Here is a 22,306-nt window from a genome sequence, read left to right as displayed (position 1 = left end):
TTGCCATCGGAAGGTTTCAGCCCAAGACTCCATAGCTGCCACCACGCGCGGAACCCCTTGCGGTGGCAGGCCACTGATGCTTGGCTGGTGAAATGGTTGACGAAGAGGTTTCCAAAGACATTCCTGACGACGAGCACCTGCGGCAGGACGTTGCGCCAGATTCCGGGGGAGAAGCGCAGGACGCGCCGGACAGCGGTTTCACGCCGGGACAAACCAACGCCGGACAACAGGTGGGAGGGCTTGCTTCTGCCACCGGCTACGGCAAGGACCTGGATCCCGAAGCCCAGCCTGACGGAAACAACCCGGTGTAGGCGGAGACTCAAAAAAAACTGACGACGGCGACATTCGGCACAAACCCGAATGTCGCCGTCGCTGTGTAACGGCGTGAGGAACTAGACCGTCGCCGGCTCAAGCTCCCCGGAAGCCTCCACCTCGGTGGTTTCCGCAAGATGCGGGACAAAGCGGACAAACATCGCCTTGAAGCCCGGAGTGTTGGACTCCCGCGCCACGTTCTCCTTGTGGACCAGGGCGTTGGCCTCGGGGAAGTACGCCGCGGCGCAGCCCTTGGCGGTGGGGTAGGCCACGAGGCGGAATTTCTCGGCGTGGCGGTCGACACCGCGGAAGGTGCTGACCACGTCCACGAGGTCCCGGTCTTGGAAGCCGAGCTCGGCCAGGTCCTCCGGGTGGATCAGGATCACGCGGCGGCCGCCGGAGATGCCGCGGTAGCGGTCGTCAAGGCCGTAGTAGGTGGTGTTGTACTGGTCGTGGCTGCGGATGGTCTGGAGCACCAGGTGCCCGTCCGGCGGGGTGAGGTATTCCAGCGGGCTGACCGTGAACCGGCCGCGGCCGATGTCCGTCTTGAAGGAACGGGTGTCCCGCGGCGGGTTGGGCAGGACAAAGCCGTTCTTGGTCCGGACCCGGGCGTTGAAGTCCTCGAAGCCAGGCAGGACGCGTTCAATGTGCTCGCGGATCACGTCGTAGTCCTCGGCCATGCCTTTCCAGTCCACCGGGTGGTCCGGACCAAAGGTCGCCTCGGCCATCCTCGCCACGATGACCGGCTCGGCCAGCAGGTGCTCGGATACCGGCGTCAGCCTGCCCTGTGTGGAGTGGACCACGGACATGGAGTCCTCCACGGACAGGAACTGGGCGCCCTTGGGGTGCTTGTCGTCCTTGTCCGTCCTGCCCAGGGTCGGGAGGATCAGCGAGGTGCGGCCGTGCACCACATGCGAACGGTTCGGTTTGGTGGAAATGTGCACGGTCAGGCCGATCCGCTGCATGCCGGCCTCGAGGGTTTCGGTGTCTGAGCACGCCAGGGAGAAATTGCCACCCATGGACACAAAGACGTCCACCTCGTCGCGTTCGAAGGCCTCCATGGCCTCCACTGCGTCATGGCCGTGGTGCCGCGGGGAAGTGATCCCAAACTCGCCATCCAAGGCTTCGAGGAGCCATTCCTTCGGTTTTTCCCCAGATGCCCATGGTCCGGTCGCCCTGGACGTTGGAGTGGCCGCGGACCGGGCAGGCTCCGGCGCCTGGCTTGCCGAAGTTGCCCTGCAGCAGCAGGACGTTGACCATTTCCTTGATGGTGTCCACCGAGTGCGGCTGCTGTGTGACGCCCAGGGCCCAGCAGAAGATGGTGGCCTTGGACCGGATCAGCATCCCGGCCACGGTTTCGATCTGTTCGCGGGACAGGCCGGTGGCCTTTTCGGTTTCCGCCCAGTCAAGCTCACCGCGGGCCTCGCGGTAGGCGTCGAACCCGTCCGTCTGCGCTTCCACGAAGGAATGGTCGACGACGGTGCCCGGGTTGCGTGCCTCCTCGGCCAGGAGGAGGTGGCCCAGCGCCTGGAACAGTGCCAGGTCACCGCCCACCTTGATCTGCAGGTACTCGTCGGCCAGCGGCGTTCCGCCGCCCACCACACCCGAGACCGTCTGGGGATCCTTGAAGTTGAACAGTCCGGCCTCGGGCAGCGGATTGACTGCCACCACCTTGCCGCCCTTGTCCTTGCATTCCTTCAGCGCGGACAGCATCCGGGGGTGGTTGGTCCCCGGGTTCTGCCCGACGACGAAGATCAGCTCGGAATCGTGGATATCATCCAGCGACACTGTCCCCTTGCCGATCCCGATGGTCGGGTTCAGCGCCGAGCCCGAGGACTCGTGGCACATGTTTGAGCAGTCCGGCAGGTTGTTGGTACCCAGGGCACGGGCGAACAACTGGTACATAAAGGCCGTCTCGTTCGCCGTGCGCCCGGAGGTGTAGAAGACACAGCGGTCCGGAGTGCTGGCCCGGACGTGCTCGCCGATCAGCTCGAAGGCGTCCGCCCAGGAAATCGGCGAATAGTGCGTTTCACCCTCCCGGATCACCACCGGTTCACTCAGCCGGCCCTGGTTGCCCAGCCAGTACTCCGTCTTCGTTGCGAGCTCAGCAATGGAATGCCGGGCCCAGAACTCGGCGCCCACCGTCCGAAGGGTGTTTTCCTCGGCCACGGCCTTGGCGCCGTTCTCACAGAACTCTGCAGCCTTGCGCTTCTTGTCCGACTCCGGCCAGGCACAGCCCGGGCAGTCGAACCCGCCCCGCTGGTTCAACCGCAGCAGCGACTGCGTCGTCCGCGTCACCCCGGCCTGGGCCACGGCGCGCTCCAGCGCCACCATCACGGCCTTGACGCCCGCCGCCTCCGTTTTCGGCTTGTGGACTTCGAGGTTGTCCTCATTGATGTCCGCCACGGGGGCGGGCTGCTTGCCGAACTTCATTGTTCCAACTTCCTTAGTTCACTGACTACTGCGAAACCTTCGCCAGCGTTTCCCGCTCGGCCTCGATCGTTGTGTTGTCGCCGTGCCCTGTGCGGACCACGGTTTCGGGCGGCAGCGTCAGCAGCCGTTCGCGGATGGAGGTGAGGATGGTGGGGTAATCGCTGTACGAGCGGCCGGTGGCACCCGGGCCGCCGTTGAAGAGTGTGTCCCCGGTGAAGACGGTCCCTTCGCTTTCGAGGTAGAAGCAGGTGGAACCGGGGGAGTGGCCGGGCGTGTGGATCGCCTGCAGCGTCGCCCCGCCCACCTCGAATACGTCACCATCAGCCAGGGAACGGTCCGGTTTGAAGTCCGGGTAGACCTGCTCCCACAGGATGTGGTCTTCCGGGTTCAGGTGGATCGGGGCTCCGACGGCGTCGGCTACCTCGCGGGCGGCACCGATGTGGTCGTTGTGCGCGTGCGTGAGGAGGATGGCCAGGACCTTCCGGCCCTTCACCTGGTTGATGATCGCGGCGGCGTCGTGCGGGGAGTCGATGATGACGCATTCCTCGTCGTTGCCCACGATCCAGACGTTGTTGTCCACGTCCCAGGTGCCGCCGTCGAGCGAAAACGTGCCCGAGGTGACCAGGTTCTCGATCTGGACACCCATCAGGAAGCCACCGCCGGCTCGATCTCAACGACGGAGCGCAGGACCTTGCCCTCGTGCATCCTGGCGAAGGCTTCTTCCACCTGCTCGATGGTGATGCGTTCGGTGACAAACGCGTCCAGGTCCAGGTTGCCCTGCTTGTAGTGCGCCACCAGCATGGGGAAGTCGCGGGAGGGCAGGCAGTCGCCGTACCAGGAGGACTTCAGCGACCCGCCCCGGCCAAAGACGTCCAGCAGGGGCAACTCGAGCTGCATGTCCGGCGTCGGGACGCCCACCAGCACCACGCGGCCAGCGAGGTCGCGGGCGTAGAACGCCTGCTTGTACGTTTCGGGACGTCCGACGGCGTCAATCACCACGTCTGCGCCGTTGCCGTTGGTGAGGGCGCGGATGGCCTCGATGGGGTCTTCCTTGCTGGAGTCCACGCCGTGGGTGGCGCCCAGGGATTTGGCCATTTCCACTTTGTTGGCGTCGATGTCCACGGCGATGATGGTGGTGGCGCCGGCCAGCCTGGCCCCGGCGATCGCGGCGATGCCCACGCCGCCACAGCCGATCACGGCCACGGATTCGCCGCGCTTGACCTCGCCGGTGTTAATGGCGGCACCGATGCCGGCCATCACGCCGCAGCCCAGCAGCCCGACGGCGGCAGCATCAGCCTCGGGGTCGACTTTGGTGCACTGCCCTGCCGCCACGAGGGTCTTCTCGGCGAAAGCACCGATGCCCAGCGCGGGGGAGAGCTCCGTACCGTCCTCAAGGGTCATCTTCTGCGTGGCGTTGTGCGTGTTGAAGCAGTACTGCGGCTGGCCCTTGGCACATGCCCGGCACTCACCGCAGACGGCACGCCAGTTCAGGATGACGCGGTCACCCGGGGCAACTTCGGTGACGCCCTCGCCAACGGCGCTGACCACACCCGTAGCCTCGTGGCCCAGCAGGATGGGGAAATCGTCGGTGATGCCACCCTGCTTGTAATGCAGGTCTGTGTGGCAGACCCCGCAGGTCAGGATGTCCACCAGGGCCTCACCCGGACCCGGGTCCGGAACCAGGATGGTCTGCACTGACACCGGGGCGTTCTTTTCCTTGGCAATGACTGCCTTGACTTTGTGAACCATGAAACTGGTGTTCCTTTCCTAAGTCCCCGGACTCCTGGCCGCGGTATTCCGGGCAGGCCAACCGGCCCGGGTTCAACCTTCTCATTGCTGCCGCTCCCCAGCCCAGTGCGCTTTGGCCGCTCACGTCCTAATTGCGTAATGCACAACACGATGCACATAGCGCGTACTGAAAATATGTCAGCCGTCACAACGGGTGTCAAGAGAAGTGCCGAGTACAACGCCCGCCCTTGTTATATTTTCAGGCCTCGTAGCCGCACCTGCGCAACGCGATTCCTATTATCGCAACGTATGGCGAGATTGCTTCAGTGAATGCATCGGTGCCGTACCGTCCTGCATTGCCGCCAAAATTGCGATCGCAGATACGGAAGCCCATTGACCGTGGTGAAAATCACCCCTAGGCTGTTGCAACAGCGTTGCGCAGATTGCAACCGCTCCTCTTCTAGCTTCGTAGAACCCCAGAAAGGCCCACCACGATGACCATCACCACCGAGAACGCCACCACCGTCGCCGAACTGGAGCGCACGAAGGTCCTCAAGAACGGCGAAAAAGTCCGCCTCACCTTCTCTGCCGCCGAGTTTGAGCGCAGGCTCGCCGGGCTCCGCCGCATCATGGAAGAAAAGGACCTCGACGCCGTCGTCCTCACCAGCTACCACTCCATCAAGTACTACTCCGACTTCCTGTTCACCACGTTCGGCCGCCCCTACGGCATGGTGGTCACCAAGGATGACACCGTCACCGTGACCGCCAATATCGACGCCGGGATGCCTTGGCGGCGGAGCTACGGCGATAACATCGTCTACACGGACTGGCGCCGCGACAACTACATCTTCGCCATCCAGGAAGTCCTGCGCACCCGCGGCATCAACCCCCGCCGTCTCGGCGTCGAGGACGACTCCCTACCGCTGGAGAACCGCAACAAGATCCAGGCCGCATTCCCCTCCGCAACCCTGGTGGACGTGGCGCAGGCAGCCATGCGCCAGCGCATGATCAAATCCGCCGAGGAAATCGAGGTCATCAAGCACGGAGCACGGATCGGTGACCTAGGCGGCGAAGCCATCCGCAACGCCATTACCGCCGGAATCTCCGAGTACGAGGTCGCCCTGATCGGCACCGAGGCCATGGTGCACGAGATCGCCCGGACCTTCCCCGACTCCGAAATCCGCGACACCTGGGTGTGGTTCCAGTCCGGCATCAACACCGACGGCGCTCACAACTGGGCCACCACCCGCAAAATCCAGGAACACGACATCCTGTCCCTGAACTGCTTCCCCATGACCTCCGGCTACTACACCGCCCTTGAGCGCACCCTGTTCTACGGCGAACCCGACGCCCGCTCCCTGGAGCTGTGGAACATCAACGTCGAAGTCCACAAGCGCGGCCTCGAACTTATCAAGCCGGGGGCGGTCTGCAAGGACATCGCCGCCGAACTCAACGAGATCTACGTCGGCCATGGCCTGCTGGCCAACCGCACCTTCGGCTACGGACACTCGTTCGGCGTCCTCAGCCACTACTACGGCCGGGAAGCCGGTCTGGAGCTCCGCGAGGACATCGATACCGTGCTCGAACCGGGCATGGTGGTGTCCATGGAACCGATGATCACGGTCCTGGACGGCCAGCCGGGCGCCGGCGGCTACCGCGAGCACGACATCCTGGTGGTGGGGGAGGACGGTGCCGAGAACATCACCAAGTTCCCGTTCGGTCCCGAGTACAACATCATCGGTGCCTAGTTTTTCAACGGTGCCATACCTGGAAGCGGCGTCATCAATCCGGTGGCGCCGCTTCCGGCCGCCCTTAGGGAATGATGGGTAGCACCATGAGCGCAACAGAACCCGAGACCACAGGCAGCGGCGACAGCAAGGGTGCGTCCGTCATCGTCAACGCGATCGCCGTCCTCCGCACCTTCACGGCGGATGAGCCGCTCCTCGGGGTCACCGAGATCGCCAACCGCGTCGGGCTGCACAAAAGCACCGTCTCCAGGATCCTGGCCACCTTCGAGCAGGAACACCTGGTGGAACGGGACGCCGAGACCCGCCGCTTCCGGCTGGGACTCGGGTTGATTGCGGTGGCGGGACCCCTGCTGGCGGAGCTCGAGGAGCGGCGCGTTGCCTACCCGGTGCTGCGCGAACTGTCGGAGCAGACCGGCGAAACCAGCGCGCTCATGGTGTGGAGCGGGGACGAGTCCATCTGTGTGGAGCAGATCCCCAGCCACCACCAGATCAAGCACACCACCCCGCTCGGTGCCCGCTACAGCGACGCCCTCAGCGCTTCCGTGCAGGTGTTCCTCGCCCGGGAACCGGAACCCCGCGTCCGTTCCCTCCTCAGCAGTGGTGCCATCACCTACCCGGGCCTGGATGAGCCCAGCCTGGACGCCTACCTTGTCCGTCTGAAGGACGACCTCCGGCGCGGCTGGGCCATCAACTACGGGGAAACCTCCATTGACGAAGTGGGCCTGGCAGCGCCTGTCTACGACCACCGCGGCGAAGTGGTGGCCGCGGTCCTGATCCCGGCGCCCCGGTTCCGCGTATCCCAGGACCGGTTGCAGGCGCTCGGTGAATCATGCGCCGCCGCAGCCGGGAAGGTCACAGCCCGCCTGGGCGGAAGGGTGCGCGGAACCGCCACGTAGACTGGCAGGATGCGGTTGGTGGCAAGTGACATAGACGGAACGATCCTCGGGCACGACGGAAAGATCAGTGACCGCACTGTCCGCGCCTTCCATGCCTGCCGGGACGCCGGCGTCGAACTCGTTTTTGTCACCGGCCGGCCGCCGCGCTGGCTGCACCCCCTGCAGGACCAACTCGGCCACGCCGGCACGGTCATCTGCTCCAACGGTGCCGTGGTCTGGGACCTCGAAGCCGAGCAGCTGGTCTCCGCCCGCACCCTCGCCATCAAGTCCGTGCTGGAGATCCGCCACATCATCAAGGAGCTCCGGCCGGGCGCCCTGTTTGCGGCGGAAACACTGACCGGATTCCACCTCGAACCCGGCTTCATCGAAAACGAGTCCAGCGAACTGCTCTCCGAATTCACCCCGGCGCCGCTGGCCGAAACTCTCACCGCGGATGACGCCGTCGTGAAGTTCCTGGCGATTGTCCGGGAGGGCAATCCCGACGACTTCCTGGCTGAGGTGCGGCCCGCCGTCGAACACCTGGCCGCCGCCACGCACTCCTCGCCCGGCGTGTCCATGCTGGAGCTGTGCCTTCCCGGCGTCAACAAGGCAGTGACGCTCGCCGAATATGCCGCCTCGCTGGGTATCGGCGCCGCCGATGTTGTGGCGTTCGGAGACATGCCCAACGACATCGAGATGCTCCGTTGGGCAGGCCACGGCTACGCAATGGCCAGCGGACACCCGGAAGCCATTCTCGCCGCAGGGCAGCAGGCACCCCATTTCGACGACGACGGCGTGGCCCAGGTTCTCGAGGCCCGCCTGGCGTCGCTGGGTGTCAAACTTCCCTGAGCTCAATTCACAGCTGACGCTCACCTTGCGTTCACTTCTTCTCTGTAACGTGGAGGGCGGGGAGCCGACACCTCCCCTTCTCGGGTCAAGGGGTAATGATGGCAAAGAACGTCAAGCACGACGCTGTTGATGCGCCGCTGCGCAGGGCAACCCCCGCGCCGCACTGGAAGCAGCTGCGCCAGGGCGACCGCGTCCGCGTGGTCTTCTCACCCGGATTCGAGGCCGGCGGCCTGGTGGACGCAATCACCGGGGACCACGCGGCAGTGTGGATCAACCTCGACGGCGGCCGTGGCCGCACCCTGCTGCACTGCAGCGACGGCGTGGAGGTTCTTCCCGAAGAGGATTAGGGCCCGGCAAGTCCGGCGTCCGGGGACTCCGGTACGCTCGCAGGGTGAGTTTGCCGTTCTTCAGCAGCCCTGGTGCTGCTGGCCCCCAGCTGCCTGTCGCCATGGCCCACCGCGGGTTTTCCTACGATGGGCTGGAGAATTCAATGGCCGCGTTCCGCGCCGCCGTCGAGCTCGGCTACCGGTACCTGGAAACCGACGTGCACACCACGGCGGACGGCGTGGTGCTCGTCCTGCACGATGACACACTGGACCGGGTGACGGACGGGACGGGGCGGGTCGCGAACCTCACCGCAGCCGAGGTGGCCCGCGCCCGTATTGATGGCCGCGAGCCCATCCCCACCTTCGATGACCTGGTCACCGGGCTGCCCGGTGTCCGGCTGAACGTGGATGTCAAGGACTGGAACTCGGTCCGGAGCCTTGCTGCGGCGATTGAACGCCACCAAGCACACTCCCGCGTCCTGGTCACCAGCTTCTCGGACCGGCGACGGCGGGCGGTGCTGAAGCTGCTGAGCCGTCCGGTGGCGTCGTCGGCGGGGGTTGTCACGGTGGGCCTGTTCACGGTCCTGGGCCGGGTGCTGCCCGGACCAGTCTTCCGGTTGGTCCTCCGCCGCATCCTGCGTGACGTCCACGCGCTTCAGGTTCCCGTGCGGTACGGGGCGGTTGAAGTGGTCACGCCCGGGTTTGTGCGCCGCGCTCACGCCCTGGGACTCGTGGTCCATGTGTGGACGGTCAATGATCCCGAGGAGATGCGCTGGCTGCTGCAGCTCGGAGTGGACGGGCTCGTGACCGACCGGGCGGACCTTCTCCGGGACGTGCTGCAGGAGCGCGGCGAGTGGCCTGACCCGGAGGTTTCCTAGCCCCGGCCGGTGCTGGTCGACGGGTCTTGGTCCCCTTCGGAAGGATCTGCGCGCAGTTCGTCCGGATCGCCGTCCGGCAGGCCTGCTGATCCCGGAACATCGCGCGGAACTCCTTCCGTGCCGCCCGATGGCGCAGAGGCGTTGCCGGCCACTCCGGTTGCATCCGCCCCCCTGCCACCTTGGACGCTGTGCGGCGTCCCGGTGTCTTCCCCTTCCTCGACGTCCCCGCCCAGGGGAGCTTCGGAAACCGGTCCCGGCGCCGCACCGGTTTTCAACCCGGGAGCCTTTTGCTTCTCGGCTTCCATTGCGTTGGACCCCTCACTGAGGGAGGAGTGGACTTCCACATCGTCGTTGGGATCCGAAGGGTCCGGAACATCCATTTTCTCAGTGGGCTTGCTTGTTCCTGCCAGGTCCTCCATGGCGTTCTCTGCTGCCTTGCCGATGCTGTCGCCGATACCCATGTGACTGCTCCTTCTGACATTGCGTGCCGGTGCCCCCGGTGGACTTCCGGAACATTACCCTTCCAGAATTATCAGCATGCTTACAATTAGTCCAGAGCTGGGGCACCAGACCACGGCCGGGCAGGAAGGGCGAGTACTGTGAGCAGCTACCATCCGGAAAACGACCCCGCGAACCCGGACCAGCCGGGCAAAGAGCAGCAGGGAACCAAGGAAGCCGGTCCGGGCCGGGAAGGTGGCCGGGACGTGGCCGGTTCAGCCAATCCGGACCCGGCGGCAGGCAACGTCACGGGGCTGGAACCCGGCGGGGGAGTACCGCCCGGGGAAACTCCACCCGCGGAGGATCAAATGAGCGCAGACCAAGGCCACGACGAATAGCCGGTCTGCAACGGATAGCAACCCGTCCCCGAAGCCCGTTGGGTCGCGGTGACGCCTGAGGGTTCGGCGGACCCTGCCTGACGTCAGCGGGAATCGGTGGGCGGAGAAATCCGGCCGGACGTTTCAGGGCCGACCAGCTGGCGCTTCAGCCCGTCCAAATCAACGCTGGTGTTCCAGCTTGTCCAGTCCTGGGGCCGGACGGACGGCCTGCCCAGCAGGTAGCCCTGGCCCGCGCTGATCCCAAGCTCTGTCAGGACCTTCAGTTCGCCGACTGTCTCGATGCCCTCCGCCACCAGGGTGGTGCCGATCTGCTCGGCGAAGTCCACCAGGCAGGCAACCATGGCCCGCTGGATGCCGTCATTGTCCACATCACCGATGACGTTCCGGCCCACCTTCAGGAAGTCGGGCCGCAGGTGCACCATCCGGCTCAGCGCGCCGGCTCCCGAGTGGGTATCGTCGACGGCGAGGCGCAGGCCCTTCTCGCGCAGCGGGTTGACCGCTGCAATGAACTGCGGGTACTCCTCGTCGCTGATGGTTTCCGTCAGTTCAAGCACCACGCGGCTGATGGGAAGGTCTATGTGCTGGAACAGTTCCGGCAGGCGCGGGTCCAGGCACGACGTGGGCGAAATGTTGAGCGAAACATACAGATCCGCAGGAAGGTCCCTGGCCGCCGCAGCGGCGGATCCGAGGGCCGAAAACTCAAGGTTGGCGCCCAGGCCCACGGCCGCCGCCTCGGCGAACCACAGTTCCGCGGCGGCGCCGTCATCGCTGACGAACCGGGACAGTGCCTCGACCCCCACCACGGTTTCTTCGGACAGTCCGTAGATGGGCTGGAACGCCGTCATCAGCATCTGGCTCTCGAGCAGTGCGCTGATGCGTGACATGCTGCGGATCGCATCGAGTTGTTCAGCGAGTTTCGGTGGCATGGCCGTTGGTTCGAGGCGCATTTTCCGGGCGCTGTCCAGCGTTTCCACGGTATTGGCATCGCTGCGCCGCGTTTCCAGGAGGTACTCCAGCAAAGCCCGTTCGGGCACGCCGGGATTCTCATCGAGGCTGTTGCTAAGTCGCTGCCGGACAGCGGCCCCGGAAGGATCCGGATCCGCCAGCACAGCGGCGATGATTCCCCACGCCTGTACACGAACCGACATTAGCTACGCCCCCAGTTGACGAAGTAATGACCCATTGGCCCTTTTTTGTTCAATTTCCAACCGCTTCTAAAGTTCCATGCTGCTGGCAAACCGCGATACCCGCGGCGACGAAAAACAGACCCAGCACGATGATCGTATATCGGTGCGAACAAAAGCGCAGTAGTTTTTTGCTTACTGCTTCGCGCTTTCCGGCTGGGCCGCGAGCAATCCGGGAACCTCGTCGGGCGGGACAGGCCGGCTGAAGTAATAGCCCTGGGCGCTGAGGCACCCCAGTCCGCGGAGTATTTCGGCCTGCTCCGCGGTCTCGACGCCTTCCCAGACAGCCTCCAGGCCGCACGCGCGCACGAGTTGCAGGACAGCAGCCACCAGGGCGGGCTGGGTGGGGTCGGTGCCGAGGCCGGAGATAAGGGAACGGTCCACCTTCACCCGGTCCACCGGCAGCCGGCGCAGGTAGCTGATGGATGAATATCCGGTTCCGAAGTCGTCGATCTCGATCCCCACGCCAAGGCCGCGCAGCCCGCCGAGCGAGTAGCGGTCCAGTTCGTTGCCCTTGACGATAGCCACTTCCGTCAGTTCCAGGACCACCTGCTCCGGCCGGACCCGGGTTTCCTTCAGGACATTCCGCACATCCTCGATGAACTGCAGGCTTTGCAGGTCAGTGGCGGAAATATTTATCCGGACGGAAAAGTGGCTGTCCACAAGGGACGCGGCAATCCATTGCCGAAGCTGGCGCACTGCCGTGCGAAGCACCCACAAACCAAGCTCGGAGATCAGGCCGGCATCCTCGGCCAGTGGAATGAACTCATCCGGCATGATGAGTCCGCGCGTCGGGTGGTTCCAGCGGACCAGGGCCTCCAGGCCTTCGATCCGGCTGGAGCTAAGTTCCACAACGGGCTGGTAGTGCAGGGTCAGTCCGTCGTTCTTGATCGCCGCCCGGAGATCCTCCACCAGTTGGCTGCGGAGCCTGCGGACCAGAAGGAGGCCTGGCTCGAACCGGTGGAGCCTGTTCTGGCCTTCCGCCTTGGAGGCGTACATGGCGACGTCGGCCTCCATCAGCATGTCCTCGGGGGTCTGGCCGGTTCCGCCGACACTTAGCCCGATGCTCGCGCCGCAGCGCACGCTTCTCCCCGGCAGCTCAATCGGTTCGCTGAGGGCCGCAAGGATGCGGTGCCCCACGATGGCCGCCTGGTCTGAGGAGACCGCCGGCATCACGATCGCGAATTCGTCCCCACCAAGGCGTGCGACGACATCCGTGGCGCGCACTGCGCCGCGGATCCGTTCCCCCACAGTGATCAGGACGTTGTCCCCGGCGGTGTGGCCCAGGCTGTCGTTGATGGATTTGAAGGCATCGAGGTCGAGCAGCAGGATGACAGGCCCTTCATTGGCATCGCCGTTGTCAATGGCCGCGCGTAAAGCCTCGAGGAGCGCCGAGCGGTTCGCCAGTCCGGTCAGCGGGTCCTGCATGGCCATCTTTTGCATTTCCAAGTGGGCCTCGTGCAACAGCTGGGTGCGCACCTGCACGCGCTGTTCGAGTTCCTCGTAAATAATCTGCAGGTCCTCGGCCAGGAGGTTGGTGCCCATGATGATGGCGTCGAGCTCATCGCGGGCGTCGGATACCTCGATCCGGGAGCTGAGGTCCCCGGACGCCAACCGGACAATGCCCTCCAGCAGTTGGGAGAGCCGGGGGTCGTTGTCAGCAAACATCGGTCCTCCTTCCCGCGCTCAGTTGGCCCGGCTGCGGCAGGGATCCAGCGGGAGGCTGACGGTGACCGTTGTCCCCGCGCCCAGGGTGGACGCCACGTCGATGCGGCCGCCGTGGCGCGCCACTATATCCTTGGTGATGGCCAGGCCCAGCCCGGTTCCGGGGATGGCCCCGGACATCGCGTTGGAGGCGCGGTAGAACCGGGTGAAGACCTGGTCGATTTCCTCGCTGGAGATGCCAATGCCGTTGTCCGCGACGCGGACGGTGGCCCACCTGGTGCCGTCGGCCGCCGCGCGCGATTCGCTGCCCACCTCGATCCGGCCCCCGCTGGGGGTGAACTTAATGGCGTTGGACACCAGGTTGGTGAACACCTGCTGCAGCTGTACCTCGTCCGCCAGGATTTCCGGATCGTCAGGGAGGGGGTGGACGGCGATGGTTACGTTCTGCAGTTGGGCCAGGGGACGCAGTGCGCCCGCAACAAGGTCCAGGGTCTGTCCCAGGCGCACCGGGGTGAGATGCATCAGGTTGTCATCGAGCCCGTTGCGGGACACGCTCAGCATGTCTTCGATCAGCATGCGGAGCCGCTCAGTGTTCCGTACCACGATGTCCAGCATCTGGTGGACTTCGGGGGAGACGGGCTGATCAGTGCTTTCCTGGATCATGTCCAGATACGCCATGATGGACGTCAGCGGCGTCCTCAACTCATGGTTAACGGTGGCCAGGAAGTCGGTTTTCGCCTTGTCGAGCTGCTGAAGTTGCTTCACCACCTGTTGCTGGCTGCTGATCAGGTGGCTTTGGATCAGGCCGTGCGCGGCGTTGCCCGCCACGTGCTGGATCAGTCCGAGCTCGGCGCGCGACCATTGCCGCGGCTGGTCCAGCATCACGATCCAGATGATGCCCAGCGAGGAGCCTCCGTCGCCCATCGGCACCGCCAGCAGGGAAGCAGCAGGGGCAAGGCGCGGGGTGCCCGATGCTTCACCCGCCCTCGTGTCCTCTTCCGACCCGTCGAAGGAAAGGGTTTCAGCCGCTGCCCAGAGCCTATTGGCCGTGTGCCGGGCGCAGTCCTCATCCGGAAGTGCTTCTGCTGGAAGCTTGTCGAGCCCCGGCCGGGTCCATGTTGCGGTAATCGGAGGAACCCGCTCATCGGCAAACGTGGTCAGCCGGACATGGTCCGCCTTGAACGTCCTGCCGAATCCCTCCACTACCAGGCGGGCAATTTCCTGCGGATCATTGGTGCCCCGGACGGCAGCCGAGACCAGGCGCAGCTGCTCACGGAGGCCTTCGGCTTCCTGCCGGGCCGCGGCCCGCCGGGACACCTGCCTGATGAGTGCTGTGGCCCGGTGAACCAGTTCTTTCGGCGGCACTGGTTTGGCTACGCAGTCGTGGATGCCAGGAGGCTGCATGGATGCAAGTTCTGCGGCGCTGTCCAGGTCCACCATCACCAGGACGGGGGCTTCTGCTTCCACCGCCGACAAGGACGTATCCACGACGACCACCGAGGGTTCGCCTGCCTCGAGCAGGGCGGCCAGCGCGCCCGCATCGCCGGCAGTACGCACCTCGTAGCCGGCGTCGCGCAGTGCCTGCGCGTTGACCGCCAGCCTTCCGCCGTCGGGGTCCGCCATAACAGCAGTGCAGGGCACAGCCGAGTCCCACGGCATGTCAGCCGTCACAATGCCCCCTTCGCTCCCAGTTGAGTACATTGTAGGGCGGACGCAGGCTGGATGGACCCGAAGAAGTTGAACATCCCGCAAGAGTGACGAAACAACCGGACGCGGACCACCCCGCATGGCCAAACGGGACGCTCGGCCGCCGGTTTGGCAGCGCAACCCATATATTTGATCCGTGTCCTCTCCAGCGAAATCAGTGCGCTCTGCCTGGCAGAAGTACCTGATGATTCCCAAACTCGTCCGCCTGTCCCGCTCCGCGCACAAGGACCGGCCGGTGGCGTGGGACAGGTACTGGGCAGGCATCAACGTGACCGGAGCGGATGGCGAGGTTCTCTGGGACTCCGGCAGGGACCATGAATTCCTGGGGTACAAGGAGGTGCTCGTGCGGTACCTGGACCCGGCGCTTCCCACGGTTGACGTGGGATGTGGGCACGGCAGCTTCACGCGAGCGCTCGCCGGGGTCTTCCCAGCCGTAGTTGGCGTAGACGTCTCGGCCCATGCAATTGAGCGCGCACGGTCTGAATCCGAAAAGGAGGGCGCCGGGGCAGGGTGCGTCCGCTACGAGGTGCGGGACATGACAGCGCCTGGCGCTGCAACCGGGCTGGCGGACGAACGCGGGGCGAACGTCTTTGTCCGCGGCGTGTTCCACGTACTCACCGCCGATGACCAGATGGCACTGGCGGAAAACCTTTGGAGCCTGGCCGGCAGGCACGGCACCGTATTCCTTGCAGAAACCAACTTCCAGGGAAACCCCGTGGACTATGTCTCGCACCTGGGAGCAACTACCAGGGGTATTCCGGCGCCGCTGGAGCGCGCCATCCGTGAGCTGCCCATGCCCGGCCATTTTGGCCCTGCCGAACGGGCCCGTGTCCTTCCCGGGGAAACCTGGGAGCTCCTTGAGGACGGTGCCGTCGCTATCCAGACGAACCCGATGACGGACGTGGCCGAGCAGAGCCTGATCCCCGGCTACTACGCGGTGGCGCGTCCCCGGACCTAGCCGCACGAAAGGGGCAGAGGTACAATCTTCATCCGCCCCGTCCCATGGACCTGCCCCCTTGACAGGGAGGCGGAGCGGGAGGCTACATAGTAAGTAGACTTACTAGTTAGTCGTAGGGGAAGGATGGCCACCATGGCGCAGGACAAAGGCAGTAAGAGCCGCGAGTCTGAAACGGACCAGGACGAAGAGGACCTGGGCGCAGGCCCGGACGACGGGAAGGTCCGCACTGGACCGGAATCATCCAAATCACTGAAGTATTCCCAGGAGGTCACCTCAACGGAAGACGAACCGGAGCGCGAGGGCCGGAGCCTGGTTACCACGCACCATGAAGTCATCAGGCAGTGGGCAGAGGACCGCGACGGCGTTCCCGCCACGGTGGAAGGCACCGAGCACGGTGACCACCTTGGCGTGCTGCGGATCGACTTTGGTGGCGAAAATGACAAGCTCCGCCACGTCAGCTGGGAGGAATGGTTTGAAACCTTTGACTCCCGCCAGCTGAACTTCATATACCAGGAACAGCGCAGCGACGGCCAACAATCAAACTTCTTCCGGCTTGAAAACCCTGGCCGGGAAGACGCCTAAGCCGCATTCGTCCAGCCGTACCCCGCAAGACCAGCACCGGATCACCTCCGGTGCCGTCCCGTCGTCGGCAGGCGCAAAACCAACAGGAACAACCATGCGCAAACTTATCCCTTCCGGTTCCCTCCGCGGGATGCTGCTGCCACCAACCTACGGCCGGCACGTCACGGACAGCACCGCATTCACCGTATTGTCCGTCGAGATCTGGACCAGCGGCCTGGTGGTCAACATCCAGATGGCGTCCGACGACGGGCCGGAGCCCAACATCATCCTCCAGGACCACTTCGGTACCGAGTATTCGCTGCTCAACTCGGCGAATTTGGGCTCCCGCAACCTCCAGGTATTCACCCCCTCGGTGCCGCCCGGAACCAGGAGCCTTACGGTCAAGTCGGCTGACGACGCACACGCCCGTCCGGTGGTTACCTTCGCCGTCCCGCTCCTGACCATGCGGGACGCCGCGGGCGACTCCAAGGATGACGGTTACCCCTCGCCGCCGGAACTCCGCCGTCCGGCCTGAAGACAAAGGAGCCACCATGAAGGACACCACGGGGTTCAGCCCCACCACCGCCATTGTCACCGCGTCAGACTCCGGCATCGGGAAGGCCACGGCCGTTGCGCTGGCCAAGGCGGGCATGGACGTGGGCGTGACCTGGCATTCGGACAAGGCGGGCGCCGAAGCGACAGCCGAAGAAATCCGGAGCCTGGGACGTAAGGCAGTGGTGCGGCAGCTGGATACCACTGAGCTCGGGGCCGCCGGCAGGGTAATCGAGGAACTGGCTGAGGAGCTAGGCGGGGTGGACGTGTTCGTCAACAATGCCGGCACCGGCGACGGGACCAAGTTCCTGGACCTGGATGTAAACACCTGGATGCAAACCCTGGACACGAACCTCAACGGCGCCTTCGTCTGCCTGCAGGCGGCCGCCCGGCGCATGGTCCAGGCCGGCAGGGGAGGGCGGTTGATTGCCGTCACCAGCGTGCACGAGTTCCAGCCGCGGGTGGGATCGTCCGCCTACGACGCCTCCAAGCACGGCCTGGGCGGGCTGATGAAGACGCTGGCCCTGGAACTCGCCGAGCACGGCATTACCGCCAACAGCGTTGCCCCCGGCGAGATAGCCACCCCCATGACAGGGCAGGAGGATGAGGACCCGACGACGAAGGACCGGCCCGGCGTACCGCTGGGCAGGCCGGGCGACGCGCGGGAAGTGGCTGCCGTGATTGCCTTCCTCGCATCGCCCGCTTCGAGCTACGTCACCGGCGCTTCCTGGGCGGTGGATGGCGGCATGCTGCAGATGGGCCCGCAGGGCGGCTCGCACATTACCGGCCACGAATGGCGCGAAGGGTAGGAGCTTCCGGCCGGACCTGCGGGAAAGGTGCCCCACCGTATGACATCTGGCAAGCGCTTTCCTCGCCGGTGCTGGCATGATGGAGCCCATGCGCATTCTTATTGCTCCGGACAAGTTCAAGGGTTCCCTCACAGCCGCTGAAGCAGCTGCCGCCATCGCGGAGGGTGCCCTGCGCGTTTACCCGGATGCCGTCGCCACACAGTTCCCCATCGCCGACGGCGGCGAGGGAACCCTCGAAGCGGCCGTCGCTGCCGGCTACGAGGAGCGGATCAATGCGGTGGTAGGCCCCATCCTTGCCCCTGTCGGCGCGGCCTGGGCCATCCGGAAGGGCGACGGCGGCAGGGTTGCCGCCGTCATTGAAACGGCGCAGGCCTCCGGCCTGGCCGAGATGGAGCCCACCCCCGCCAACGCGGTCCGTGCCCACAGCTACGGCTGCGGCCAACTGATTGCGGCAGCGCTGGACGCCGGTGCCACGGAAATTGTGCTGGGGCTCGGCGGATCGGCAATGACCGACGGCGGCAGCGGCGCCCTGCGCGCCCTGGGCCTGAAGCCGCTGGACCGGGCCGGGAATGTGGTGCCGCTGGGTGGCGGCTCACTCGCCGACATTGTGGCGCTGGATTCCTCCGAACTGGACCCCCGGCTGGCCGCCACCAGCTTCCGTATCGCCGTGGACGTACGGAACCCGCTCTACGGCACGCTGGGTGCCGCACACGTCTTTTCCCCGCAAAAGGGCGCGGACGAGGAGGCCGTGGAGCTGCTCGACGCCGGGCTCCGCAACTGGGCGTCACTCTTGCGCGAAGCAACGGGCCGGGACGTCAACATCGAGGGGGCAGGCGCCGCCGGCGGCTTCCCGGCGTCGTTCCTTGCCTTTACCGACGCCGCGCTGGAAGGCGGGTTCGCGCTGGTGGCGGGACTGACGGGTCTGGCAGGTCAGCTGGCGGAAAGCGACCTGGTGATCACGGGGGAAGGATCCATGGACCACCAATCACTGACTGGCAAAGCCCCCATCGCGCTCGCGGATGCTGCCAGGGAACGCGGCATTCCGGTCATCGTGGTGGCCGGGAGGATCCTGGTGACTCCCGAGGACCTCGCCGGGCACGGAGTGGTTGCTGCTGCCCAACTGCTGGACGTGGCGGCAAGCCCGGAGGATGCAGTGGCCAACGCCGCCAAGTACCTGGCCTGGGCTACAAGCCAGGTACTTGAAGGCGCTTAGGAAAGTGCGGCGCCGCTACCGGGCGCCGGGCGGCTAAACGATGGTCTTGTTGCGCCGGCGCTGCCAGACCAGGATCGCGATCAGCGCCACCAGGACCACTGCACCGATAACCCACGGCGTGTAATCCAGCCGGGTGGACTCGTTCTCAGCTGATTCCCCCGTTCCCGGATTGACCGGGCCGGCTGAGTTGGTATCCCCGGGCGAAGGCGTGGGGGAGGCGGCGGACAGCGCAACAGTAGTTGCCGTGGTGTGCGCGGCCGGCGAGGCATGGGCGGCGCCGAGCGAAAGTGCCGGTGCTGCAAGCACCAGCAGGGCCGCCAGTGCGATCTTCAAAAGTGTTTTCATAGGGTTCTCCTGTCGTTGTCCCGCGGCTTGTTGTCCGGCCGCGTGGCTGGTAAGGGCATGGGTTGTAGCTGGACATCAGCGTGGTAGGCCGGCTCGGGATCCGGTTCGGCGGACGGGCGCCGTGCAGCCGTGTTGTGGGTGGTAAGTTACCGGCCGGCCTCGGCGCGCCTGTTCAGGTGGATGGGCACGTAGACCAGCAGGACCACCATCACGGCCATCAATGCTCCGCCGGCGGTGAGGCCGGCTGTGCGTCCTGCGGTCACGTCGAACACCAGGGCCGCTGTGCCGGCACTCAACAGCGCGATTCCGGCAAGGGTGATCTTGGCGATGGTGTCGCCGCTGGAAACCAGGGTCTCCTTAAGCCGCTTCCGGAAGAGCCGCCGGTGGACACTGACCGGCAAAAGGATGAGCGCTGTGGTCAGCGCAGCGACCATCACGTTGGTCAGGTAGAGGGCAACCTGGAAGTCATCGAGGTCTTCGAACCGTTCCTGGAACGGCAGGGTCAGCAGGAAGCCGCCCAGGATCTGTACGCCCATCTGCAGCACCCGCATCTCCTGCAGCAGTTCCGCCCAGTTGCGGTCCAGCTGTTCCTCACGGGTTTCATTCCTGCCTGTCCGGCCGGTGTAATCCTCCACATCCGACATTGCTTCTCCTTTCTGCGCCGCCCAGTCCCTGGGAGCCTTGCTACTCCCCAAGTACCCAGAAACAAAGGGCAACGTTGCGCCGCGCCCCACATTTGATAAGTTTACTGATGATTTGCACGGAACGGTGGACTTTGCTCCTCCGGCCGGGATAGCTTCGAAGGGCCGGTGCACGGCTGGGCCCTCGGAAAACCGACACAGTGAGTAGGCGGACTATGAGCGAGACGGAAAAGCAAACAGACCAGCCAAAGGATCCCCGGGGCGGCTACCACACCGCCGGGTTCCCCGAGCAGGAGCAGAAGCAGCCCGGCCTGACGGCGCCCATGGAGCCCAAGCCGGACCACGGGGAACTCAGCTATGAGGGGCACGGGAAGCTGCAGGGCAAGTCAGCCCTCATCACAGGCGGCGATTCGGGCATTGGCAAGGCAGCCGCCATCGCCTTCGCCCGCGAGGGCGCCGACGTTGCCATCTCCTACCTGCCCGAAGAGGAGGAAGACGCCCAGGACACCGCGGACTGGATCCGGAAAGCGGGCCAGCGGGTCCTCCTGTTTCCCGGTGACGGCCGCGAAGAGGAGTTCAGCACCCGGATCGCCAATGAAACAGCGGCCGAGTTCGGACGCCTTGATGTGGTGGTGCTGAACGCGGCGTACCAGAAGAACCGCGAGAGCCTGGAGTCACTGCCCACCGAGGAATTCGACCGGGTCTTCAAGACCAACCTGTACTCGCTGCTGTGGACAGCGCGGGCGGCCGTGCCCCACCTGAAGCCGGGTGCCTCGATCATCACCACGGCCTCCATCCAGGCCTTCAATCCTTCGCCCGGCCTGATCGACTACGCCATGACCAAGGCGGCCCAGGTGGCATTCACCAAAGCGCTGGCGCAGGAGCTTGGCCCCAAGGGCATCAGGGTCAATGCGGTGGCTCCCGGACCGATCTGGACCCCGCTGATTCCCGCGACCGAATGGCCGGATAAGCTTCCGACGTTCGGCCAGGACACCCCACTGGAACGCGCGGGGCAGCCCGCCGAGCTTGCCGCGGCCTACGTGCTGCTGGCATCAGAGGACGGGTCCTACATTTCCGGCGCCGTACTGCCGGTCACCGGCGGAAAGGGGCTCTGAGCAGCCCCCGACGTTCAGTTTTCATCCAACGCACAACAGGAGGAACCATGACGCAGGAAAACCAGCACGCCCAGCCGGAATCGGACCCCGGCGGATATGGCACTCCCACCGCTGAGCAGGAACTGGGAGGAGCCCAGGGCTCCGTAGACAGCCCGGCCGCAGGCAGCACAGGCGGCGTGGACACTAATGAGCCGCAGTCCGGCACCGGCAGCGATCCCGTGCCCCGGGATGTGGATCTCCCCTCCGGGGAAGCTGAACTGGATGAGTCGAACGACGACTCCCAGGGCTCGGCCCCGGTGTCCTCCGAGCCCGGGCAGGAAGCCACCGGGATCCCGGACGGCAGCGGCAACGACCTGCCCAAGGAAAAGTCACCGAACGACGACGGCGGCGAGAGCTTCGACGCCGGGTAACCGGTGAGGTGCCGCTCCCTCAAGCAGTGCACCTGACCGCTGAAGGCCTCCCCCGTTGCCACGTGCGGCTCCGGGCGGAGGCCTTCGCCGTGCCCGGGCATACATCGACGCTGATGTGGGTACGGCACACGACGAACCCCATTCACTATCTATGCCGAGGCAGGCGCCGGGAGGTTGGGTGTGAGCAGGAAATCATCGGAACAGTGGGCACGGCGTGTCGAGGTGCCGGTCAGTGTTGCAGTGGACGTGCTGATTCCCACGTGCAACCGCCCGGCAGAACTGGCCGTGACGCTGGCCGGGCTGGCAGGGCAGGCCGACCCGCCCTTCCGCGTGGTGGTCAGCGACCAGTCCACGGATTCTCCCGGTTGGGAACACCCGGCGGCAGCGGCGATGGTCCGCGTCCTTGAAGCCCAGGGCCGCCCGGTCACGTTGCTCCGGCACCTGCCCCGGCGCGGACTGGCGGAGCACCGCCAGTTCCTGTTGGATCAGTCGACGGCCGAGCAGTGCCTTTTCCTTGATGATGACATCTGGCTGGAACCGGGAGCGCTGGAGCGGCTCAGCCGGGCACTCGACGAGCTGCACTGCGGTTTTGTCGGGATGGCTCCGCAGGGCTTGTCCTACCTTGATGACAGGCGGCCGGAGCAGACAGCCGGCTTTGAAGCGTGGGACGGTCCCGTGACCGCGGAGCGCATCCGGCCGGGTGCCCCTGGATTTGACCGCTGGCCGCTTCACAACGCCGCAAACCTCAGCCATCTCAGCGCGGACCTTTCCCTGGAACCGGGGGAGTGGGTGCCTTACCGCGTGGCCTGGCTTGGCGGCTGCGTGCTTTACCGCCGGGAAGCCCTGAACACCGCCGGTGGCTTTGCCTTCTGGACGAGCCTTCCCGTTGACCACGCGGGCGAGGACGTTGTGGCCCAATGGCAGGTCATGGAAAGGTACGGAGCCGCCGGGATCCTGCCCTCGGGCGCGGTCCATCTGGAGTCACCCACCACGGTGACGGACCGGCGGGTGGAGGCATACGACGTCGTACTCAGCGCAAACGCGCAGGCATACGCAGGGAACGCCGCGGCAGCAGACTAGGTAGGCAACCCCCGCTGCCGCCTCCCGCACGCACGGAGCGGGAGTATCCTTAGAACCAGGTTTTGCAGTAGGCCGCCAGCG

General features: G+C 65.4%; 23 protein-coding genes and 1 pseudogene. 15 read left to right on the top strand and 9 right to left on the bottom strand.

Annotated elements, in window-relative coordinates:
• Window positions 1-92 precede the first annotated feature (92 nt).
• Complete coding sequence (locus QFZ70_RS16770) at window positions 93-311, top strand: hypothetical protein (protein ID WP_307097217.1); 219 nt, start codon at window positions 93-95, stop codon at window positions 309-311.
• 81 nt (window positions 312-392) lie between these two features.
• Here the strand turns inward: QFZ70_RS16770 and QFZ70_RS16765 are convergent.
• The 3 genes and pseudogenes from QFZ70_RS16765 to QFZ70_RS16755 form a co-directional block, all read right to left on the bottom strand.
• Window positions 393-2,745: pseudogene (locus QFZ70_RS16765) on the bottom strand (FdhF/YdeP family oxidoreductase).
• A 25-nt stretch (window positions 2,746-2,770) separates the two neighbouring features.
• The gene (locus QFZ70_RS16760; protein WP_307097215.1) at window positions 2,771-3,391 is read right to left on the bottom strand and encodes an MBL fold metallo-hydrolase; all 621 of its coding nucleotides are present in this window, start codon (window positions 3,389-3,391) and stop codon (window positions 2,771-2,773) included.
• Window positions 3,391-4,494 carry an S-(hydroxymethyl)mycothiol dehydrogenase gene (locus QFZ70_RS16755; RefSeq protein ID WP_307097213.1) on the bottom strand — a complete coding sequence of 368 codons (1,104 nt, stop codon included), beginning with the start codon at window positions 4,492-4,494 and terminating at the stop codon, window positions 3,391-3,393. Before QFZ70_RS16755 ends, QFZ70_RS16760 begins: the two co-directional genes overlap by 1 nt.
• A 473-nt stretch (window positions 4,495-4,967) precedes the next feature.
• Here QFZ70_RS16755 and QFZ70_RS16750 point away from each other — a divergent pair, with 473 nt between their 5' ends.
• The 5 genes from QFZ70_RS16750 (at window position 4,968) to QFZ70_RS16730 (ending at window position 9,149) form a co-directional block, all read left to right on the top strand.
• A complete protein-coding gene (locus QFZ70_RS16750) occupies window positions 4,968-6,221 on the top strand; it encodes an aminopeptidase P family protein (RefSeq protein ID WP_307097212.1) in 1,254 nt (417 codons plus the stop codon).
• An 86-nt stretch (window positions 6,222-6,307) separates the two neighbouring features.
• Entirely contained in the window at window positions 6,308-7,117 is an 810-nt protein-coding gene (locus QFZ70_RS16745) for an IclR family transcriptional regulator (RefSeq protein ID WP_307097210.1), read from the top strand.
• A 9-nt stretch (window positions 7,118-7,126) separates the two neighbouring features.
• Window positions 7,127-7,945, top strand: coding sequence for an HAD family hydrolase (locus tag QFZ70_RS16740; protein WP_307097208.1), 819 nt, complete (start codon window positions 7,127-7,129; stop codon window positions 7,943-7,945).
• 98 nt (window positions 7,946-8,043) lie between these two features.
• The gene (locus QFZ70_RS16735; protein ID WP_307097920.1) at window positions 8,044-8,292 is read left to right on the top strand and encodes a hypothetical protein; all 249 of its coding nucleotides are present in this window, start codon (window positions 8,044-8,046) and stop codon (window positions 8,290-8,292) included.
• A 44-nt stretch (window positions 8,293-8,336) separates the two neighbouring features.
• Window positions 8,337-9,149 carry a glycerophosphodiester phosphodiesterase gene (locus QFZ70_RS16730; protein WP_307097206.1) on the top strand — a complete coding sequence of 271 codons (813 nt, stop codon included), beginning with the start codon at window positions 8,337-8,339 and terminating at the stop codon, window positions 9,147-9,149.
• On the opposite strand, the gene QFZ70_RS16725 is transcribed toward QFZ70_RS16730, so the two are convergent.
• Window positions 9,146-9,610 carry a hypothetical protein gene (locus tag QFZ70_RS16725; RefSeq protein ID WP_307097204.1) on the bottom strand — a complete coding sequence of 155 codons (465 nt, stop codon included), beginning with the start codon at window positions 9,608-9,610 and terminating at the stop codon, window positions 9,146-9,148. The two genes, QFZ70_RS16730 and QFZ70_RS16725, sit on opposite strands and share 4 nt — an antisense overlap.
• A 138-nt stretch (window positions 9,611-9,748) precedes the next feature.
• Between QFZ70_RS16725 and QFZ70_RS16720 the strand changes: the two genes are divergently transcribed.
• Entirely contained in the window at window positions 9,749-9,985 is a 237-nt protein-coding gene (locus tag QFZ70_RS16720; RefSeq protein ID WP_307097202.1) for a DUF6480 family protein, read from the top strand.
• An 83-nt stretch (window positions 9,986-10,068) separates the two neighbouring features.
• Here the strand turns inward: QFZ70_RS16720 and QFZ70_RS16715 are convergent, their stop codons facing one another.
• The 3 genes from QFZ70_RS16715 to QFZ70_RS16705 all read right to left on the bottom strand — a co-directional run bounded on the left by QFZ70_RS16715 (window position 10,069) and on the right by QFZ70_RS16705 (window position 14,493).
• The gene (locus QFZ70_RS16715; protein WP_307097201.1) at window positions 10,069-11,133 is read right to left on the bottom strand and encodes an EAL domain-containing protein; all 1,065 of its coding nucleotides are present in this window, start codon (window positions 11,131-11,133) and stop codon (window positions 10,069-10,071) included.
• A 171-nt stretch (window positions 11,134-11,304) separates the two neighbouring features.
• The gene (locus QFZ70_RS16710) at window positions 11,305-12,837 is read right to left on the bottom strand and encodes a bifunctional diguanylate cyclase/phosphodiesterase (RefSeq protein WP_307097199.1); all 1,533 of its coding nucleotides are present in this window, start codon (window positions 12,835-12,837) and stop codon (window positions 11,305-11,307) included.
• Between the two features lie 18 nt (window positions 12,838-12,855).
• Entirely contained in the window at window positions 12,856-14,493 is a 1,638-nt protein-coding gene (locus tag QFZ70_RS16705) for an ATP-binding protein (protein ID WP_307097919.1), read from the bottom strand.
• A 232-nt stretch (window positions 14,494-14,725) separates the two neighbouring features.
• Between QFZ70_RS16705 and QFZ70_RS16700 the strand changes: the two genes are divergently transcribed.
• The 5 genes from QFZ70_RS16700 to QFZ70_RS16680 all read left to right on the top strand — a co-directional run bounded on the left by QFZ70_RS16700 (window position 14,726) and on the right by QFZ70_RS16680 (window position 18,634).
• Window positions 14,726-15,499, top strand: a complete 774-nt coding sequence (locus QFZ70_RS16700; protein WP_307097918.1) for a class I SAM-dependent methyltransferase — start codon at window positions 14,726-14,728, stop codon at window positions 15,497-15,499.
• 132 nt (window positions 15,500-15,631) lie between these two features.
• A complete protein-coding gene (locus QFZ70_RS16695) occupies window positions 15,632-16,081 on the top strand; it encodes a hypothetical protein (protein ID WP_307097198.1) in 450 nt (149 codons plus the stop codon).
• A gap of 94 nt (window positions 16,082-16,175) precedes the next feature.
• Window positions 16,176-16,595: a hypothetical protein gene (locus QFZ70_RS16690; protein ID WP_307097196.1), complete on the top strand. Its 420-nt coding sequence runs from the start codon at window positions 16,176-16,178 to the stop codon at window positions 16,593-16,595.
• 16 nt (window positions 16,596-16,611) lie between these two features.
• On the top strand, window positions 16,612-17,421 hold the full coding sequence (locus QFZ70_RS16685; protein ID WP_307097194.1) for an SDR family oxidoreductase: 810 nt from the start codon (window positions 16,612-16,614) through the stop codon (window positions 17,419-17,421).
• An 88-nt stretch (window positions 17,422-17,509) separates the two neighbouring features.
• Window positions 17,510-18,634, top strand: a complete 1,125-nt coding sequence (locus QFZ70_RS16680) for a glycerate kinase (protein WP_307097193.1) — start codon at window positions 17,510-17,512, stop codon at window positions 18,632-18,634.
• Window positions 18,635-18,667: 33 nt separating this feature from the next.
• Here QFZ70_RS16680 and QFZ70_RS16675 read toward each other — a convergent pair whose 3' ends face one another.
• Together QFZ70_RS16675 and QFZ70_RS16670 are read right to left on the bottom strand one after the other, a co-directional pair.
• Window positions 18,668-18,979, bottom strand: a complete 312-nt coding sequence (locus tag QFZ70_RS16675; protein ID WP_307097191.1) for a LuxR family transcriptional regulator — start codon at window positions 18,977-18,979, stop codon at window positions 18,668-18,670.
• A gap of 146 nt (window positions 18,980-19,125) precedes the next feature.
• Window positions 19,126-19,623, bottom strand: a complete 498-nt coding sequence (locus QFZ70_RS16670; protein ID WP_307097189.1) for a DUF6328 family protein — start codon at window positions 19,621-19,623, stop codon at window positions 19,126-19,128.
• Between the two features lie 212 nt (window positions 19,624-19,835).
• On the opposite strand from QFZ70_RS16670, the gene QFZ70_RS16665 reads away from it, so the two are divergent.
• The 3 genes from QFZ70_RS16665 (at window position 19,836) to QFZ70_RS16655 (ending at window position 22,225) form a co-directional block, all read left to right on the top strand.
• On the top strand, window positions 19,836-20,735 hold the full coding sequence (locus QFZ70_RS16665; RefSeq protein ID WP_307097187.1) for an SDR family oxidoreductase: 900 nt from the start codon (window positions 19,836-19,838) through the stop codon (window positions 20,733-20,735).
• A gap of 47 nt (window positions 20,736-20,782) precedes the next feature.
• On the top strand, window positions 20,783-21,145 hold the full coding sequence (locus tag QFZ70_RS16660; RefSeq protein WP_307097185.1) for a hypothetical protein: 363 nt from the start codon (window positions 20,783-20,785) through the stop codon (window positions 21,143-21,145).
• 180 nt (window positions 21,146-21,325) lie between these two features.
• On the top strand, window positions 21,326-22,225 hold the full coding sequence (locus QFZ70_RS16655) for a glycosyltransferase family A protein (RefSeq protein WP_307097183.1): 900 nt from the start codon (window positions 21,326-21,328) through the stop codon (window positions 22,223-22,225).
• Window positions 22,226-22,306: the final 81 nt, after the last annotated feature.

It is taken from the genome of Arthrobacter sp. V1I9 (assembly GCF_030817075.1).
Classification (GTDB): Bacteria; Actinomycetota; Actinomycetes; order Actinomycetales; family Micrococcaceae; genus Arthrobacter.
This window is presented reverse-complemented; position numbering and strand designations above follow the sequence as displayed.